The following is a 17,585-nucleotide window of genomic DNA, read 5'->3' as shown; positions in this document are numbered from 1 at the left end:
AGGGAAAATATGGATACGATTCCCGCCTAATTCGTTAACAATCTAAGGATTGAGCCTTTTCATTTTTTGCATGGGTCCGCCTTGAGCGCCAATTCTGGGTCAAAATTCAACGCCGATCCATAGTTTAGGCGACCGGCCTGCCCGCCAGCCACTCCTCGAGCTCTTTCCGCGTCCAAGCGCGTGTGCGTTCGCCGAGGAGAATCCCGCGGGGGAATTTACCGGCTGCAATGTCGTCGTAGATCTGCGTTCTGGATCGCTTGAGCATGCTCGTGAGATCCTTCATTCGATAAAGCTGGATGGCGTTGTCCATGTCTTACCTCCCCTACGGTGGATATTCCGGCTCAGTGGCGGATACCATCACTATGGTGATCATGTTTCCTGCCTTTCTTGTGCAGGCCAGCAACCGACGTGGGAGGGCTGCTTTAGGAAGGACGTTCCCTGTGGTGTGCCTGCCGCGCATTAGCTGTGGTCCGGCCACATTCGATGGGAACAACCAATAGAGATTTTTTTGGGGGAAAGTAAAAATAGCACCTGCGCTCAGTTATCACAGCTAGATGCAGGTGCTATTTGATTTAGGCGGATTTCTATAGGTTTTTTGGGCGGGATGGTAAATAAGGTGCTCCTGGTACAAAGTGCACGGCCTCGAATCGCCTTATTTGTTCCTTCGTCAGGTACTTTTCAAGATAGTTCGTTACGAGGACAGGTACTTGAGCAGCATGGGGTAAAGATCACCTGGAATGGGCATCACATGCCTCCTGTCGCATGTCCTGGTATTAGCCTGCGGGAAACCGCCCAGGAAAGGCGGTTTGACGGCCTATCGGCCATCCAGCCAAATCGGTATCGACCTACATTGTGGCCCTAGCTTCGAAACGGACGATTTTAGCACCGGCCTTGAGCTGGTCCAGATAATCGGACCAGTTCTGCATCATCTGTCTGCGCTCTTTGAGAAAAGCAACCCGATCATAGGCTGTTCCGTTGGGGGCTTTGGTTTTGTGAGCTAGCTGAATTTCGATGAACTCCGCTTCGACATGCAGTTGCTCTCGGATCATGGTTCGTGCCATGGCGCGGAACCCGTGGCCGGTGATCTCGTCCTTCTCGAACCCCATCCTGCGCAGAGCGGCATTGACCGCGTTCTCGCTCATGCAGCGGGTGAAGGATCTCGCGGAGGGAAACACGTACTGGCCGTGACCGGTCAGCACCCTGATGTCCTTCAGAATTGACAAGGCCTGAGTGGACAGCGGGACGAGGTGGGGCAGCCCCATTTTCATCTTCTCTCCGGGGATACTCCAGATCGCCGCGTCCAGGTCGACCTCTGCCCACTCCATCTGACGCAGCTCGCCAGGCCGGCAAAACAACAGCGGTGCAAGTTTCAGCGCGCACTGCACCACGTAAGAGCCCCGGAAGCCTTCGAAAGCCCTCAACATCGGGGCCACGTCCTTGGGCTCCACCGGTGCGGCCATCCCCTTGGGGTTCTTCGGTTTGATTGCACCTTTGAAGTCGGTCGCGGGATTGTGCTTGAGCTTCCCAGTGAATGTGGCATGGCGGAATACTTGATGGAAGATGGTCTTGATGCGGTGGCCTGTTTCGAGACTGCTTGAGGCGACTGCCTTCAGGATCTGAACGAGTTCCACGGTTTCGAGGGAGGAAATTGGCCTGTCACCGATGACGGGGTAAATCCTCTGGTCGAGCCAGCGCCTCACATGGACCGCGTGACTCTCAGACCAGTCTTCTTTGAGCCCTGCGTACCAATCCTCAGCTATTGCCTTGAAGGTGTTGCTGGCGGCTGCCGCAACTGCCGCGGCCTTTGCCTTCTTCACCTCACCTGGATCGGTACCCTGTTCCAAGAGTTCCTTGGCGTCGTCCCGCCGCTTCCTGGCATCAGTCAGCGAAACGGTTGGGTACGCGCCGAAAGACAGCAGTTTCTGTTTGCCAGCGAACCGGTATTGAAGGCGCCACAGCTTTCCTCCTGAAGGGGTCACAAGTAAATGCAACCCCAAGCCGTCCGACAGCTTGAACTCCTTGTCCTTGGGCTTGGCAGCCCTGATCTTCATGTCGGTAAGTGGCTGAATCCGCTTCGGCATAAGAACCTCCGGGTTTGATGGTATCCATTTTGGGGCTTGATGGTACCTTAGGCTTCGACTACCATCAAAACAACCGAATTTTATCTTACATCACCGGACTACACCGAACAAGCCAAAACAGAAAAAGCCCTGATTTCTCAGGGCTTAACTTACGTTTCCGCACATCATCTTACAACTTTGTGGTGCGAGAGAGGGGACTTGAACCCCTATACCTTGCGGTGCCAGATCCTAAGTCTGGTGCGTCTGCCAATTCCGCCACTCTCGCAAAATCGAACAGCTGAAACAACAAACCCCGCTGGTAAACGGGGTTGTTCTTATAGGTTGGGGTGGGTAGTGGGATTCGAACCCACGCATGAACGAGTCACAGTCGTTTGTGTTAACCGCTTCACCATACCCACCATATTCAATTGTGGCACGCCTGAGAGGGTTCGAACCTCTGACCTACGGCTTAGAAGGCCGTTGCTCTATCCAGCTGAGCTACAGGCGCAGAAGTAAAGCCTGCAATGAGTGGTCGGGGTGAGAGGATTCGAACCTCCGGCCCCCTGCTCCCAAGGCAGGTGCGCTAGCCAGGCTGCGCTACACCCCGATTCAAGAACCACGTTTATAGCATAGCCTCTGATGCCGCGCAAGCCCTTTTTTTGAGCCCCCGCAGCATTTTTTTCACATCTTGAAACGCCCCCCAATTTAACGCAATGCCGCAAAGTCGCAAAGACAACCAGGAGCACTTTGTCCTGTCCCTTGGTATCTTTGTCTCTGCTTTTCCACCACGCTTTATGCCTTTGCTTCACCCTTTGCGTCTTGGCGGCTTTGCGTTAAATCCAGTCTTTCGCCTTTGCCTCATCTTCGCGTCTTGGCGCCTTTGCGTTAAGCAGCTTGCCTTACCCCTGTTGCAAGGACAGCGCCTCCTTCAGCATCTGCATGGCGCGCCCGCGGTGACTGATGGAATTCTTCACCTCCATCGGGAGCTCCGAGAAGGTCTGCCCGTACTCGGGTACCAGGAACAGCGGATCATACCCGAAGCCCCCCTCGCCACGCGGTGCCTCTAGGATCTCACCGGCGAGCATGCCATCAAAGGTCTGGCAGGTCCCGTCCGGAAGACAGAGCGCGATGACGCAGTGAAAAGCACCGGTGCGCTCCTCGCGCGGCACGCCGGCCATCTCCTTCAGAAGGAGCGCATTGTTGTCGGCATCGCTGGCGTGCTCACCAGCAAAGCGCGCCGAGAAGACGCCGGGACGCCCGCCGAGGTAGTCGACGCAGAGGCCGGAATCATCGGCCAGTACCGGCTTCCCGGTGAACTGCGCCGCGGAGAGCGCCTTCTTGATGGCGTTGGCCTCGAAGGTGTCGCCGTCCTCGACGACATCCGGCAGTTCCGGGAAATCGGCAGGAGACAGGATGGTGCCCACCACCCCGCGCAACAGCTCGGCGAACTCCTTCAACTTCCCCTTGTTGCCCGACGCGACCAGCAGCTCTTTCATGCCTGAAGCGCCTCCTGCTGCAATTCGAAGAGCCGGGACAGCCCGAGCATGGCGTGGCTGCGCATGGCGTCCATCTGCTCGAGGGTGAACGGCTCCGCCTCTGCGGTTCCCTGCACCTCGACAAAGCGCATGGACGAGGTCATCACGAAGTTCATGTCTACCTCGGCGCTGGAGTCCTCGGGGTAGTCGAGATCGAGGAAGGGGACGCCGTCGACGATGCCAACGCTCACCGCGGCCACCGCCTCGCGCAGCGGGCTCTCGGCCAGTTCTCCGTTCTTCACCAGGGTCTGCAGCGCGTCGGCCAGCGCCACGTAGGCGCCGGTGATGGAAGCGGTGCGGGTGCCGCCGTCGGCCTGGATCACGTCGCAGTCGATGAGAATGGAACGTTCACCCAGCTTTTCCATGTCCACCACCGCGCGCAGCGATCTGCCGATCAGGCGCTGGATCTCGTGGGTGCGTCCCGAGAGTTTCCCCTTGGCGGACTCGCGCTGGTTGCGGGTGTGGGTGGCGCGCGGCAGCATGCAGTACTCGGCGGTCACCCAGCCGGTCCCCTTCCCTTTCAGGAACGAGGGCACCTTCCCCTCGACGGTCGCGTTGCAGATGACCTTGGTATCGCCGAACTCGATCAGTACCGAGCCTTCGGCGTGTTTGAGGTAGTTGCGGGTGATTTTTACTTCTCTCAGTGCGTCGGCCGCGCGGCCGTTTGTGCGTGTCATGCTCTCTCCCAAAAGATGTTCAACGTTCAATATACTGCCTGCTTTTCTCAGATTTCCTCAGATTTTCCCTGTGACAGGTTTGAGGTTTTTCAATTGCCGTTAGGCGCTGTTTTGAGCTGTGGCACGATGCTCACCTTGCCGCGGCCGCCGTTGTCGTAGATCCTCGGGCCGATCTCGCCCCAGAAATTGTTGGGAGCGCGGAACTCCTCGGTCCCGGCGTTGTAGATGTCGTGCCCGCTGTTGCCGCTGATGATATTGCCCCACGCCACGGCCGCGCCGTCGAAAACGATCATTCCCTGCGTGCCGTTGCCGGTGATCAGGTTCCCCTCCACCCGGACCCGCGACCCGGTCAGCGAGATGCCGTAATCAGTGTTGCGCGCGAGTTTCATGCCGCTGACACTCCCCTCGCTCTCCAAAAGGGTCACGCCGCGTCCGTTGTCCAGCACGGCCCCGCCGGCCAGCTTGACCCGGCAGTTGTCACACGACAGCGCAGAGCGATTCATGGCGAGACTGGCGTCCTGCAGGTAGATGGAACTCTTCTGCGCCGAGATCCCCACCCGGTTGCCGATCAGGTTCAGACCACGCAGGGTCGCCTCGCTGTTGGCGAAGACCAGGCCCGCATCGCAGTCCGAGGCGCCGCCGGCTTCCATCTGCACCAGGGCGTCCTGGAAACGCATCCCGAGGGCGCATCGCTCGGCGCGCACCCCTTTCAGGGTCAGGTTGGAGAAGAGCGCCTCCAGCCCGGTTTGGGCTCCGTCGATGCGGCAGTTCTCCATGACATTCTTCTTTTCGCTGCCCAGCAGCGTGATCCCCAGCCAGTCCCCCGCGGCCGAAGTGGCGAAGTTCGAAGTGAAACGGATCGGTTCCTCCTTGGTACCGGAAGCAGCGATACGCCCCTGCACAACCAAGGCCGGATTGTGCCCCTCACTCTTTTTGAAGCGCACCACCGTCCCCGGTTCCACGGTGAGAGTTGCCTGGGAGGCTACCGTCACCGCCCCCTCCACCAGCACCTCTCCGCGCCAGACCGTGTCCTCCGCCAGCACCTGGTCCCCGTAGGAAAGTTGCGGTTTGAAGGGCGCCTCGAGCCGCAGGAGTATCGTCTGGGCAGGAGCCGTCACAACCGGAGCCGTAGCCGCCGGAACCATCGTCTCTCCCGCCGCCGCGACAAGGACCAAAGCCTTGTCAGCGAAGCGAGACGTGCCCACCTCCCCCTCAACCGACTCGTCGGCCGTCTTGCCGGCCGTAGCTTCAGCGAAGGCCGAAGCTTTAGCGGAGGTGGGAAGCAAAAGGGCCGCCAGAAGCGGCCCGCCGAAGATAAGTGCGAGGAGATGTCTTTTCATGTCGTTGGGATCTGGAGACTTTCCTGGTGGTAGACCTTGTTCTTGCCGCAGCGTTTGGCCAGGTAGAGCAGGGAGTCCACGATGTTGAACAGCTCGTCCATCTTGTCGGCGTTTTCGGGATAGCTCGCCACCCCGATGCTCACCGTCACGCCGCGGTTGGTCCCCTCGACGAGCCTCGTGGCGGTACCGTTTTGCACAGCGTCGCGCAGGCGCTCGGCGGCCAGGATGGCCTGCTCCAGCCGGGTCTCGGGCAGCAGCACGATGAACTCCTCGCCGCCGTAGCGAAAGGCGACGTCCACGCCGCGGATGGTCTGCATAATCAGCTCTCCCATCAGCTCCAGGAGGCGGTCGCCGGCGGCGTGGCCGTAACTGTCGTTGTAGGACTTGAAGTCGTCCACGTCCATCATGATGATGGAGAACGGCTTGTGGTAGCGCTTGGCGCGCGCCATCTCCTGCCGGAAGTACTGCTTGAAGTAGCGGTGGTTGTGCAGACCGGTAAGCGAATCGGTGATCGCCAAAAGCTTGGTCTGCTTGTGCAGCGTGGCGTTGTGGATCGCCATAGCGGCAAAGGAGGCCAGGACGGAGAGGAGGTTCAGCTTCTCGCGGTCGAACTGCCTCGGGGCGAAATCGTCCAGGTAGAGGATACCGACAATGCGCTCCTGGAAGATGAGCGGCACGCAGACCAGCGAACGAATCCCCTCGTTCAGCGCAATCGGGTTGTTGAAGAAGGGAGTTTTTTCGGTGTCCTCTATATAGAAGATCTCCCCCGCCCGGAGCACCTGCTCGGTCAGCCCGCCGGCACTCACCTCCCAGCGCTCCTTCTTCACAAAATCCGCCGTCAGCCCCGAGTGCGCGTGCAGGCTCAGTTCACGCTTGGCGTCGTAGTAGAGCGCGACGCTGCCGGCCGGAGTTTCCGCAAATCTCATGGCAGAAGTCAGGATGGCCTGCAGCACCGTGTCCAGGTCCAGCGTCGACACCACGGCTTTGGCGACCTCGATCAGGTCCTTGAGCGACTTGACTTGGGACTCAAGCGACTCTTTTTGGCTGTTGCAATCACACTGGGTCATGGAGGCTCCCGGCAGGAAAATTGACGTCACATCAATAGCACAGCGGCGCCCCGCTTGTAAATGGCGGAGCGGTATAAACGCCGGCAATTTCGATTTTTATGACAGGCCGAAATTTTAATCTATTAACGCTTGACTTCGTCATACATCTTGTGGTTTATTTCTGGCCGCCCACAAAATGTAGGGCCCCAGGCAAATGACATGGCTACACGTTGAATATCTCAAGGAGGACGAAAGGTTATGAAGAAAACAGTCGAGAAGGGTCAAATCCCGGGTCTCACCAAGAACGCATTGACGGTGCTCGAGAAGCGCTATTTGAAGAGGGACCAGGCCGGGAAACCCCTTGAGACTGCCTCCGACATGTTCCGCCGCGTGGCAACCGCCATCGCGCAGGCTGACGCCGTGTTCGACAAGAAGGCGGACATCTCCGCGCTGTCGGACAAGTTCTACAACATGATGACCAACTTCGAGTTCCTCCCCAACTCCCCGACCCTGATGAACGCAGGCCGCGAACTGGGGCAGCTTTCCGCCTGCTTCGTGCTGCCGGTGGGCGACAGCATGGAGGAAATCTTCGAGTCGGTCAAGTACACCGCGCTGATCCACAAGTCCGGCGGCGGCACCGGCTTCAGCTTCTCGCGCCTGCGCCCGGCCAACGACGTGGTCATGTCCACCACCGGCATCTCCAGTGGCCCGCTCTCCTTCATGCGCGTCTTCGACGTGGCCACCGAGACCATCAAGCAGGGCGGCACCCGCCGCGGCGCGAACATGGCGATCCTGCGTGTCGACCATCCCGACATCATGGACTTCATCATGTGCAAGAACGACCAGCGCCAGCTGAACAACTTCAACATCTCGGTCGGGATCACCGAGGAGTTCATGAAGGCGGTCGACGCGGACAAGGACTACACCCTGTTCAACCCGCGCGACAAGAAGCCCGCCGGCACGCTGAACGCCCGCAAAGTCTTCGCCCGCATCGTGAAACAGGCCTGGGAGAACGGCGAGCCGGGCATCATCTTCCTGGACCGCCTGAACAAGGACAACCCGACCCCGCACATCGGCGAGATCGAGTCGACCAACCCCTGCGGCGAGCAGCCGCTTTTGCCCTACGAGTCCTGCAACCTGGGCTCCATCAACCTGGGCAAGTTCGTCACCCACGGCAAGGTGAACTGGGACAAGCTGAAAGAAACCGTGCGCACCTCCGTGCACTTCCTGGACAACGTCATCGAGGTGAACAACTACCCGCTGCCGCAGATCGACGAGATGACCCGCTCCAACAGGAAGATCGGCCTGGGCGTCATGGGCTGGGCCGACATGCTGATCATGCTCGGCATCCCCTACGGCTCCGAGGAGTCCGTGGAGCTGGGCGAGAAGGTGATGCAGTTCATCAACGAGGAAGGCAAGACTGCCTCCCGCGAACTCGCCAAGACCCGCGGCCCCTTCCCCAACTTCAAGGGGAGCATCTACGACGTGGCCGGCGCCGATCCGATCAGGAACGCGACCGTCACCACCATCGCCCCGACCGGCACCATCTCCATCATCGCCAACGCCTCCTCCGGCGTGGAGCCGCTCTTCGCGGTCAGCTTCGTGCGCCAGGTGATGGACAAGAACATCCTGGTCGAGGTGAACCCGCTCTTCGAGAAGGTCGCCAAGGAGCAGGGCTTCTACAGCGAGGAACTGATGCAGCGCATCGCCGAGCACGGCACCGTGCACGACATCAGCGCCATCCCCGAGGACGTGCGCGACGTGTTCGTCACTGCCCACGACATCACCCCGGAAGAGCACATCACCATGCAGGCCGCCTTCCAGCGTCACACCGACAACGCCGTCTCCAAGACTGTGAACTTCCCTCAGGAAGCCACCATCGACGACGTCGAGGAAGTGTACCGTCTGGCCTACCAGATGAACTGCAAGGGGGTCACCATCTACCGTGACGGCTCCCGCGACGAGCAGGTGCTCTCCGTCGGGAAGAAGGAAGAGCCCAAGGCTGCGGCACCGCTCACCCTCGAAGAGAAGCGCAGCATCAAGCGCGAGCGTCCGAAAGCACTCAAGGGGTGGACCTACCAGATGCAGACCGGCTGTGGTCCGCTGTACATCACCATCAACGAGGACGCCACCGGCCTCTTCGAAGTCTTCACCACCATGGGCAAAGCCGGCGGTTGCGCCGCCAGCCAGTCCGAGGCCATCGGCCGCATGGTGTCGCTCGCCTGGAGAAGCGGCGTGCAGGCCCGCCAGGTCGTGAAGCAGCTCTTGGGCATTTCCTGCCACAGCCCGAGCGGTTTCGGCGACAACAAGGTGCTCTCCTGCGCCGACGCCGTCGCGAAAGCGATCCAGTCGCACCTGGCCATCACCGGTCATGGTGAAGTGATCGAGGCCCCGTCTTTCGAGAGGGGCGCCTGCCCCGAGTGCGGCGGCGTCGTCGAGCACGAAGGTGGCTGCGCAGTCTGCCGCGTCTGCGGCTACTCCGAGTGCGCCTAGAGGGTAGCTGAGCATTACTCCTGCGCAGACCAGGAGAGACTGGCTGGGCAAGAAGGATAGCAGTAAACAAAAGGGGGACCGATTGCACGGTCCCCCTTCTTTGTTAAATAGGCATTCTGCCAACAGCCGCAGGGTATCGAGGAGAGTCAAAGACCGGAGAAGCACCACCCTCTCGTCATTGGTCGCTTAACGGAGTCGCCTGCTCCGCCCCCCCCTTTACCTTTTCTTCCCCGCATACACCGCGATCGGCACGGTATAGACTATCTTGCCGTCTTTTACGCGGGCGTTGATGCCTAAACTGTCAATGCCCACATCGGACGTCACCATGTCCCGGATCACCCGGTCGCCTCCCGGCTTTGGGAACGACGCCTTTATCTGGGTCTCCAGCTCGATATCCACACCGTAGGCGCTGCGGCGGCAGTCGACCAGGCCGGAGTGCTGGAACAGCACCTCGAACTCTTCCTCGGTCAAGGCATGGGTGTGCGAAGGGTCGCGGATCAGCTCCAGGTGATCATAGGCCGCCGCTTTTGCCGACGGGATGGCCACGTCGGCCACCATCACCGTGCCACCGGGCCGACAGACGCGGATCATCTCGGACAGCGCTCCCTGCGGGTCAAGGAGATGGTGAAAACTGTAACGGGTGAGCACCAAGGAGAACGAGCTGTCCGGGTAAGCCAGCGGCACCGCGTTGCCGACGTCCCAGGAGAGATTGACCAGTTGCTGTTCACCCTGGCGCTGCCTGGCCTGCTCGATCATGGCAGGCGTGATGTCGACTCCCGTTACGTGCTTCGCGTGCCTGGCAAAGGCGCAGGCAACCAGCCCCGGGCCGCACGCTACGTCCAGCACCTCGTCGCTCGTGCCTACTCCGGAGAGTTCCAGCAGGACCTGCAGCGCATCGTAATGTCCCGGCACCTGCGTGAACGGCACTGCCTGCTGTGAAAACTGCTCGATGACCTTTTCCCGGTGCTTCTGCTCTTTGTCGTCGGCCATGGTGATCCCCCTTTTGCAATGATGCTGACAATAGCTTGCCATGGCCATGGCTGTCTTGCTATAAACGGCCAATGATTGTCGCTAAACTGCCAAAACTCGCTCCCATAGAGATCGGCTGGAGAACGGAACCGCATTTGCCGGTTATCCCCCTGTCTATGGAGGTGAGTCAGGCCGGGTGCGCCGCACCCCACGCCCATCCCCGCGGCCAGCTCATCTACGCCAGCCAAGGTGTGATGAGGGTGGTGAGCGGTAAAGAGGTGCTCGTGGTTCCTCCGTCGCAGGCGGTGTGGGTACCGCCCGACGTCGAGCACGAGGTTTATTTCCCCGGGGAGGTGTCGTTGAGGAATCTGTTCCTGGAAAGGGGTGTGTCCGGCAGGTTGCCCCGGGAGTGCACCATCCTGAAGGTATCCCCCCTGCTGCGGGAGCTCATCCTCAAGGCGGTCATTATCGGTGAGAGCTATACCCCCGAAAGCGCTGGGTATCGTCTCATGACGGTGTTGATCGACGAGTTGTGCCAAGCCGAGCCGACCGAGTTGCGTCTCCCGATGGGGCACGATGAGCGCCTGCAACGGGCCATAGAGAAGATGGTAGCGGACCCCGGCGCGATCGAAACGATCGAGGTGCTGGCCTCGGTCGCCTGCACCAGTCCCCGCACCCTGGCCAGGCTCTTCATCCGCGAGACCGGCCTCACCTTCGGGGCATGGAAGAAAAGACTGATCCTTCAGGAGGCGATCCGGCGCCTTGCAGCGGGACAAAATGTCACTACCGTTGCCTTCGACCTGGGCTACCAGAGCCTCAGCGCCTTCATCGAGATGTTCCGTCAGACCCTGGGGGCATCTCCCGGGCAATACCTCAAGGACAGCCCCACCAACGTGAAGTGCCAGCCCTGGTGAAGAAGAGGGACCTCTTGCTGAGCCATCGCCTCACGCGCCAGCGTTCCCCTGCCACGCCCCCCAGTTCAGATAGTTGCGGCTAACGCCGGCCAGAGGGCGCTCAGAATATTTCTACTGTGGCGGGATCGAACTTTTGCCTGGCGACTCCAAGGATCGTGTCATCGAGGAGAACGACGTCGGTTAAGTGGATGCCGTAATGCCTGAAGTGCCTTTTGAAAGCCTGCACGTCGGCGGGCTTTTCAATCTGCTGCCGTGTCACCTCGGCCAGTTGCTGGAGAAAACTGACGGCGTCGCTCTCGCGGTCGAATTTCAACAGCGGAGTCGGGGCGGCAAAAGACGCGATTTGGTAGATACCGTACATAAACATCCTCCCTTTCATTGGTGGCCTGTGTTTCCGAAGCTTTCCACCATGAGATAGCAGGAGGCGTGCCAGTACGTTCTCAGCAATAAAATAAGCAACTTGCGCGGGGGTCACGAAAGGGGACGGGTAAGATTTTTTTCCACTACCGGCACGCTTTTCGACATTTTTACTTGTAATGTAGGGATCTTACGCCGGTGTGAATATATTCCCCCTGCGAATCTTTTCTTAAGCCTCCCCTCTACACCAAAAAGCTCGCCCTAACGGTCCTGGAACACTGGCGTCCGCTTTTCCAGAAAGGCGCTCATCCCCTCCTTTTGGTCAGCGGTGGCGAAGCTGTAGCCAAAGAGTTCCGCTTCGTAGACGCAGGCCCGGGCTAGGTCCATCTCCAGGCCGTTGACCACGGCCTCCTTGCAGAGCTTCGCGGCAACCCTTCCCTTTGAGGCTATTTTCGTCGCCAGCTTGCGCGCCTCGCTCAGCAACTCGTCCTGCGGCACCACCCGGTTAACCAGGCCGATGCGCAACGCCTCTGCGGCATCGACCATATCCCCGGTGAGGATGATCTCGAGCGCCCTCCCCTTCCCCACCAGCCTGGGAAGTCGTTGCGACCCGCCAAACCCCGGGAGGATGCCGATGTTGATCTCCGGTTGCCCGAACTTCGCGTTGTCGGAAGCGATGCGAATGTCGCAGGCCATGGAAAGTTCGCAGCCGCCGCCGAGGGCATAGCCGTTGACCGCCGCGATGAAGGGCTTGGAGGAGCGCTCGATGGCCGCGTAGATGCCGTGTGCCTTAAGCGCCAGGTCACGCGCCTGGGTCGAGCTCATGTCCCGCATGAGCGAGATGTCGGCGCCGGCGACGAAGGCCTTGGCGCCCGCCCCGGTGATTACCGCGGCGCGGATCTCATCGCTGTCGTCAATCTCGGCGACCACCCGCTGCAGCTCCTCCAGGGTCTCCGGCGTCATGGCATTCATCGCCGACGGGCGATTCACCGTCACCGTCGCAATCCGATCAGTTACTTCCAGTAACAGGTTCTTCAAGTCCATGTCCCCCTCCGTGCATGATACTACCGTCTCTGTGACTGTCCGCTCTTGACGGATGAGAATACCGGGAAATCGCAAAGTGACAACTGTCACTGCTAGGACGGCATCTATCCCTCCGAATAGGTACACGGTGTCATGGCGCAGCAGGCGCGGTCTGAACTGGCGAAGTGACCTGATAAAAAAACCGGAGCCTCCCCAAAAGGAGCTCCGGCTTTCTGCATGTTTCCAAGAGGAAAAGGGGCACGCCACAAAGTAGCCTGTCCCCTTTTCCGTCTTCATGCTTTTTCTGGTTGAACTTTGCTCGTTATTCGTTTGTTACTGTTTAGTCTCGTGACGAGGCCTGACCCTTTTCTTCTCCGTGGCGAATGAAGACGTAATATCCGGCAGCAAGTGCAAAAATCATAGCCGCAAGGCCTAAAAGCGACACGGGTGCTGTTTCTTTAAGATCAAGGGTAACTATCTTGTTGCACAACGCGATTATGGCCACCTCCACAACCAATTCAGGTTTGACAGAGTGATGAGAAACGTGAAACTTCAAAAGCTTCAACAATTCTAGCCCTATCAGACAAATGAGAAAGAGACCAAAGGATTGAAAAAGCATCTTGGGGTCAATGAGGAGATAGGGAGGTGAGTCGATTATTATTTGGAAAAGCGTTCGCCCCAGTCCCAGTGTGCCCAGCAATACCGCCACCAGCAGCATAAGTACCAACGTCCAAACAATGACTTCTTCTACTCGATCAATAAATCTGTTCATGAACTCCCCCCATCAGCTAGCAATCAGCCCCCGACGCGGAGCTGTCAAAGAGCGTACACACAACCATGGTAACGGTGCCCCAAAAGAATCACAAGATGTTCACCGCCCGTGCCGCAAGCAGGGCAATCACCAGCAGTGAGATAATCGACTGCAGCATCATTAAGACCTTTGCCCAACGAGACAGGACGGGAACATCGGTTGGCGAGAATGCTGTGGAGGTGTTGAAGGCAAGGAAGAGGTAATCCACGAAGTTCGGGGTCCACTCGTTCAAGCCGGCAGCGTGTTTTTTCTCCGGGGGCAGCGTCATTTGGGGAAAGAGAAAAGCTCCCTTGACGTGATCCCGGCGTTGAGCTCGAGTATGGGGGCCACCAGCATCAAGCCTCCAGTACCAAGATGCGAACACCAGGATGTTGGACAGCCACAGTGCCGCGGCAGACAACAGCAGGTCTTGCGGTTTTTCCAGGTGCAGGGGCAGGGCTCGTATCAGTAGCGCCAAAGAGATGATCATGGCTGCTGTCACCACGCCGTTCAAGACGAAGCCGATCACTTGGTTTGTGATGTGAGCTCCTTTGTAGTGCGTGACGATAAGTGGCACCGTGAGCACCGAAATGATCGCCAAGAGGAGCCAGCGCGGACCACCAAGAAGTAAAGAGGAAGGTAGTGCCGCATACAGGCCGCCAAGTGCCAACAATGCGCACAGTGAGGGCCAGCGGGACCTCACAGCCGTTGCAACACCCCCCACTTTCTCGTTTACTCTGGTCATGGCCACCTCATCAAGGGCAAGTCAATTCCCCCCCTGCCTTTAAACATTCGGGTCTTTAAGCATATCAGGAAGTCTTTCCACCTTCACCCGGAGGTGCCTTCTTTTCAGGCCCGCAATATCGCAATGTCACTCAGCATTCTTACAGACTTTACAACTTTGCAAGCATGGCCCAAGCCTACCTGGCCTTAGCCTAACCTTGAAGAAAAACCCCTTTGATTCTCTGCCATGTGGGTGTGCGAGGAGGCAGATCAAAGTGTTTCAGGATGTTGGCGTTAGAGTGACAGAGGGACGTTCGTTAGATTTTGACTTTCTGTCTTTGTTGCGTCTGCAAATCTCAAAATCTCAGCAACGTCCCCCAATGCCAAGACTACGACCTGTCGATCTTGACCGCCCATTTGCGACCAATTTCTATCGCCTTTGGATGGCATTCCGGATTGCTATAAACCATATCGACCACCGAGATAACAATGGCGTCCCAATATGATATTTTCCAATATTTGAACTGATTTCCAAACCACGGCGGAACGCCCCCGTTCGTAAGCCTCAGTCCGTTGCTTCCTTCCTTTATGTGTAAGGCTTTGTAAGGAATAGTTACCTTCTTGAAAAATGGTAGGTATGGTCTCTGCTCGACATATGTTTCATAGAATGAAATCACGCCAATACGAAAGGCACCAGCAAAAACCGGTAAAAGCAACAACCAAACCGGTGAAAATAATAAAAACTTTACCTTTGCAGATGCTTTGTATTTATGGGCCGGCCATATCTCGTTAAAATCGCCGGTCGTCAGATATGGGATGATTACCCCGAAGACATAGAACAAGCTAATCAATATAATGACTAAGATCGTGAAGAAATAAACCCATTTCTTCCACCGCAGTTCTACCAAAAGCTCTTCCTTTCCAGGCAGAGGGGGTTCGAAAGAAGAAATCGCCGGGGTCATGTTTTTTTCATCCATGCATCAATTTCCTTTTTGTCCAACTACTTATTGGTTGGAAATTGTCTTCAACAACTACATTTCGTAAATGATCAACGGTTTGATAATTCTCCGAGCACGGCAACTTCCTGAAATTGCTTTCGACAAAAACCGGAATTTGTGCCGATTGGGAGGATGGCCAGAAAACTGGCCATCCCTTCTCCCCCCCATGTAAAAACTTCTTTTGTTATGATGAGGACAGCCTTCATGTGTTCGAACACATGATCGGCAATATATAGTGATTATCCATCTCTGTCAAAGCTGAAGTGGCGCCGTCCAACCGTGAGGCGCTACCTGTATTCTAAGAGGCTATTTACACACTACGCCTTCCCCCCAAACAAAGCTTCCGCTGAGTGACGGATGCCTTCCGTTTCGCGGAGAAAGCTTCCGACGAGCGGCGGATGCCTTCCGTTTCCCGGAGAAAGCTTCCGTCGAGCGACGGATGCCTTTCGTTTCGCGGAGAAAGCTTCCGCTGAGCGACGGATGCCTTCCGTTTCTCGAAGAAAGCTTCCGCTGAGCAACGGATGCCTTTCGTTTCGCGGAGAAAGCTTCCGCTGAGCGACGGATGCCTTCCGTTTCTCGGAGAAACATTCCGCTGAGCGACGGATGCCTTCCGTTTCGCGGAGAAAGCTTCCGTCGATCAACGGATGCCTTCCATTTCGCGGAGAAAGCTTCCGTCGATCAACGGATGCCTTCCATTTCTCCGAGAAAGCTTCCGTTGAGTGACGGATGCCTTCCGTTTCGCGAAGAAAGCTTCCGCTGAGCGGCGGATGCCTTCCGTTTCTCGGAGAATGCTTCCGGTGGGCGATGGATGCTAGGGCGGAAAATGCAGTTGACAGGAGGCGGAGACGAGCGCGGCCACAGGCGGCGCAGAGGTGATTCCTGCAGGTGCAGGTGAGCTTGTTGTGCAGCGGTAGATTGCGAGGAAGGTGGAGGCGGGAGCCGTTCCCCCCTTGCTACGAGGGGGGAACGGAGCATTCGAGCAGAAACTTATTCGACTTATGTCACGATGATTCCAACCGGTTCACTCCACGGGCCGTTTTGGTTGTGGCCGATGCTCCTGATTCGGAAGTGGTACCAGGATGCCCTCTCCAGGTTGCCGATGACGATCCGGACCTTCTTCAGGAAACCGTAGTCGGCATAAGACTCGTCCCCCTGCGGATGCCCCTTACAAATCTGCAACTGGTAAGAACCCGCTGCAAGGTCTTTATCCCAGGTCAGGGTGATCTCGCCAATCCCCGGTCCATTCTTGGCTTTCATCCCCAGGGCGGCGGCGGAAACCGGTCTGTCATACACCCTCTTCGGCTTTCCCTTGGGCTGGTATCCGTTATTGTGAAGCCATGCTTCATCTTTTTCCTGTTTCGCCCTGAGTACCAGATAGCTGGCGTTGATGCTCACGTCCTCCAATGCTGCCGCGACCGCCGCCTCCAATTCACTGGTACTATGGACGTTGAGGGCGCACGCCCTATCCCACTCCTTCGAGATCAGCTCTTTGTGTGCTCTGAATTGGACCGACCCCGGCACCCATTGGTCTTTCTGGATTATCTTCGCATGCCCATCCTGCAAAGTGGCAGCGTCATCAAGCCAAAGGACAAATGTCGGCGGATCCATCTCCTCATGGTTCATTTCGAATTTATCTGAGACGCTCATGCCTTTTTCCTCCCAACAGGTTAGATTTTGCTAATTTTACATGGGAGTTTGTGGCGGTCAACCCTAAGAATTTCGCTGGATCATTTTGGGTCGCTGGAGCTGGGGCTCTGGGGACAGACCGGGGGCGCCTGCGCTTTACAGGCACTCCCCCGGCTGCTGCTAGGCGGGATCTACTCTATTCTCAACTTCGCCTTTATTTCCGATGCGGAGGCGCTGGTCGCATAGACCGGGGTGCCGACGTCGAAGAGCTTCGACGCGGTCAGCCCACCTACCACCACCGGATCCAGCCCCACACTGCGGGCCAGTTCCACCGCGACGTCCACCGCTTCCTGGTCGTCACCGGCGATCGGGATGCCGATGGTGTCGCCGTTTTTGTTCACGGTCTTCCTCAGGTCCTCGAAATAGACCGAGTTAAACGCCCGCACGATCCTCACTCCGGGAAGGAGCCGCGCCACCACGCTCCCCATCCCTCCCGGATCCTGTCTCGCCTCGACCGCCATCGCCCCGTCTCGTTCGGGGTACGGGTTGGAGGTGTCGATGACGATTTTGCCCTGCAACGCCTGCTTCGTTGCGCTATCCAGTTCCCGGTAGGCCTTGAGCGGCACGGAGAGCAGGACCACGTCACCGAAGGCGATCGCTTCCGCTACGCTCCCGGCACGGGCAGCGGGCCCGGCGTCTGCCACCAGTTCCTGCAGGTCTTCCGGGTGCCGTGAACTGAACAACACCTCGTAGCCCGCTTTACCCAACATCACTCCCAGGTTGCCACCGATGTGGCCCGATCCGACTATACCAATCTTTCTTACTCTCATGTCAGGGTCCTCCTTGTCTGCTGGCTTGGTCCCTCCTCTGCGGCATAATTCCCTCTTCACCAGAGTATACTCCCTGGCGGCATGTGGCTGCCATGGCTTATGATGTTGTTTTCCTTGTGGCGGCATCGCACCTGTGTTACAGCAAAGGCTTCTGGATCAATTTGGGCCGGTGACCCTGCGGGTGCAGTCGAAAAACTGGGAGGA

General features: G+C 57.9%; 16 protein-coding genes and 4 tRNA genes. 2 read left to right on the top strand and 18 right to left on the bottom strand.

What is annotated here, in order from left to right; translation table 11 throughout:
• Window positions 1-124: 124 nt before the first annotated feature.
• The 10 genes from K7R21_RS00595 to K7R21_RS00550 all read right to left on the bottom strand — a co-directional run bounded on the left by K7R21_RS00595 (window position 125) and on the right by K7R21_RS00550 (window position 6,679).
• On the bottom strand, window positions 125-310 hold the full coding sequence (locus K7R21_RS00595) for a helix-turn-helix transcriptional regulator (RefSeq protein WP_224981267.1): 186 nt from the start codon (window positions 308-310) through the stop codon (window positions 125-127).
• A gap of 535 nt (window positions 311-845) precedes the next feature.
• Window positions 846-2,081 (bottom strand): tyrosine-type recombinase/integrase, encoded by a 1,236-nt coding sequence (locus K7R21_RS00590; protein ID WP_224981265.1) that lies wholly within the window; start codon window positions 2,079-2,081, stop codon window positions 846-848.
• A 180-nt stretch (window positions 2,082-2,261) separates the two neighbouring features.
• Window positions 2,262-2,346: transfer RNA gene (locus tag K7R21_RS00585), tRNA-Leu, on the bottom strand.
• A gap of 57 nt (window positions 2,347-2,403) precedes the next feature.
• Window positions 2,404-2,479, bottom strand: a tRNA-His gene (locus tag K7R21_RS00580).
• Between the two features lie 12 nt (window positions 2,480-2,491).
• A tRNA-Arg gene (locus K7R21_RS00575) sits at window positions 2,492-2,568 on the bottom strand.
• 21 nt (window positions 2,569-2,589) lie between these two features.
• Window positions 2,590-2,667 (bottom strand) — tRNA-Pro (locus K7R21_RS00570).
• Window positions 2,668-2,959: 292 nt separating this feature from the next.
• Window positions 2,960-3,556 carry an XTP/dITP diphosphatase gene (locus K7R21_RS00565; protein ID WP_224981263.1) on the bottom strand — a complete coding sequence of 199 codons (597 nt, stop codon included), beginning with the start codon at window positions 3,554-3,556 and terminating at the stop codon, window positions 2,960-2,962.
• Window positions 3,553-4,272 carry a ribonuclease PH gene (gene rph, locus K7R21_RS00560; protein ID WP_224981261.1) on the bottom strand — a complete coding sequence of 240 codons (720 nt, stop codon included), beginning with the start codon at window positions 4,270-4,272 and terminating at the stop codon, window positions 3,553-3,555. Before rph ends, K7R21_RS00565 begins: the two co-directional genes overlap by 4 nt.
• Window positions 4,273-4,361: 89 nt before the next feature.
• The gene (locus tag K7R21_RS00555; protein ID WP_224981259.1) at window positions 4,362-5,612 is read right to left on the bottom strand and encodes a right-handed parallel beta-helix repeat-containing protein; all 1,251 of its coding nucleotides are present in this window, start codon (window positions 5,610-5,612) and stop codon (window positions 4,362-4,364) included.
• Window positions 5,609-6,679 carry a sensor domain-containing diguanylate cyclase gene (locus K7R21_RS00550; protein ID WP_224981257.1) on the bottom strand — a complete coding sequence of 357 codons (1,071 nt, stop codon included), beginning with the start codon at window positions 6,677-6,679 and terminating at the stop codon, window positions 5,609-5,611. Before K7R21_RS00550 ends, K7R21_RS00555 begins: the two co-directional genes overlap by 4 nt.
• A gap of 237 nt (window positions 6,680-6,916) precedes the next feature.
• Between K7R21_RS00550 and K7R21_RS00545 the strand changes: the two genes are divergently transcribed.
• Window positions 6,917-9,151, top strand: a complete 2,235-nt coding sequence (locus tag K7R21_RS00545; RefSeq protein ID WP_224981255.1) for a vitamin B12-dependent ribonucleotide reductase — start codon at window positions 6,917-6,919, stop codon at window positions 9,149-9,151.
• Window positions 9,152-9,367: 216 nt separating this feature from the next.
• Here the strand turns inward: K7R21_RS00545 and K7R21_RS00540 are convergent, their stop codons facing one another.
• Window positions 9,368-10,141, bottom strand: a complete 774-nt coding sequence (locus K7R21_RS00540; RefSeq protein WP_224981254.1) for a class I SAM-dependent methyltransferase — start codon at window positions 10,139-10,141, stop codon at window positions 9,368-9,370.
• Between the two features lie 134 nt (window positions 10,142-10,275).
• Between K7R21_RS00540 and K7R21_RS00535 the strand changes: the two genes are divergently transcribed.
• Window positions 10,276-11,034, top strand: a complete 759-nt coding sequence (locus K7R21_RS00535; protein WP_224981252.1) for an AraC family transcriptional regulator — start codon at window positions 10,276-10,278, stop codon at window positions 11,032-11,034.
• A gap of 100 nt (window positions 11,035-11,134) precedes the next feature.
• On the opposite strand, the gene K7R21_RS00530 is transcribed toward K7R21_RS00535, so the two are convergent.
• From K7R21_RS00530 to K7R21_RS00500, 7 genes are all read right to left on the bottom strand, one after another.
• Entirely contained in the window at window positions 11,135-11,395 is a 261-nt protein-coding gene (locus K7R21_RS00530; RefSeq protein WP_224981250.1) for a hypothetical protein, read from the bottom strand.
• A gap of 257 nt (window positions 11,396-11,652) precedes the next feature.
• Window positions 11,653-12,435: an enoyl-CoA hydratase-related protein gene (locus tag K7R21_RS00525; protein ID WP_224981249.1), complete on the bottom strand. Its 783-nt coding sequence runs from the start codon at window positions 12,433-12,435 to the stop codon at window positions 11,653-11,655.
• A 319-nt stretch (window positions 12,436-12,754) separates the two neighbouring features.
• Window positions 12,755-13,186 (bottom strand): phosphate-starvation-inducible PsiE family protein, encoded by a 432-nt coding sequence (locus K7R21_RS00520; RefSeq protein WP_224981247.1) that lies wholly within the window; start codon window positions 13,184-13,186, stop codon window positions 12,755-12,757.
• A gap of 88 nt (window positions 13,187-13,274) precedes the next feature.
• Window positions 13,275-13,949 carry a hypothetical protein gene (locus tag K7R21_RS00515; protein WP_224981246.1) on the bottom strand — a complete coding sequence of 225 codons (675 nt, stop codon included), beginning with the start codon at window positions 13,947-13,949 and terminating at the stop codon, window positions 13,275-13,277.
• Window positions 13,950-14,316: 367 nt separating this feature from the next.
• Window positions 14,317-14,904, bottom strand: coding sequence for a hypothetical protein (locus K7R21_RS00510; protein WP_224981245.1), 588 nt, complete (start codon window positions 14,902-14,904; stop codon window positions 14,317-14,319).
• 1,017 nt (window positions 14,905-15,921) lie between these two features.
• Window positions 15,922-16,572: a fibronectin type III domain-containing protein gene (locus K7R21_RS00505; RefSeq protein WP_224981244.1), complete on the bottom strand. Its 651-nt coding sequence runs from the start codon at window positions 16,570-16,572 to the stop codon at window positions 15,922-15,924.
• A gap of 170 nt (window positions 16,573-16,742) precedes the next feature.
• Window positions 16,743-17,507, bottom strand: a complete 765-nt coding sequence (locus K7R21_RS00500; protein WP_224981243.1) for an NADPH-dependent F420 reductase — start codon at window positions 17,505-17,507, stop codon at window positions 16,743-16,745.
• Window positions 17,508-17,585 lie beyond the last annotated feature (78 nt).

The sequence above is a fragment of the Geomonas agri genome (assembly GCF_020179605.1).
GTDB lineage: Bacteria > Desulfobacterota > Desulfuromonadia > Geobacterales > Geobacteraceae > Geomonas > Geomonas agri.
The sequence above is the reverse complement of the archived record's forward strand: the minus strand, read 5'-3'. Positions and strand labels throughout refer to the sequence as shown.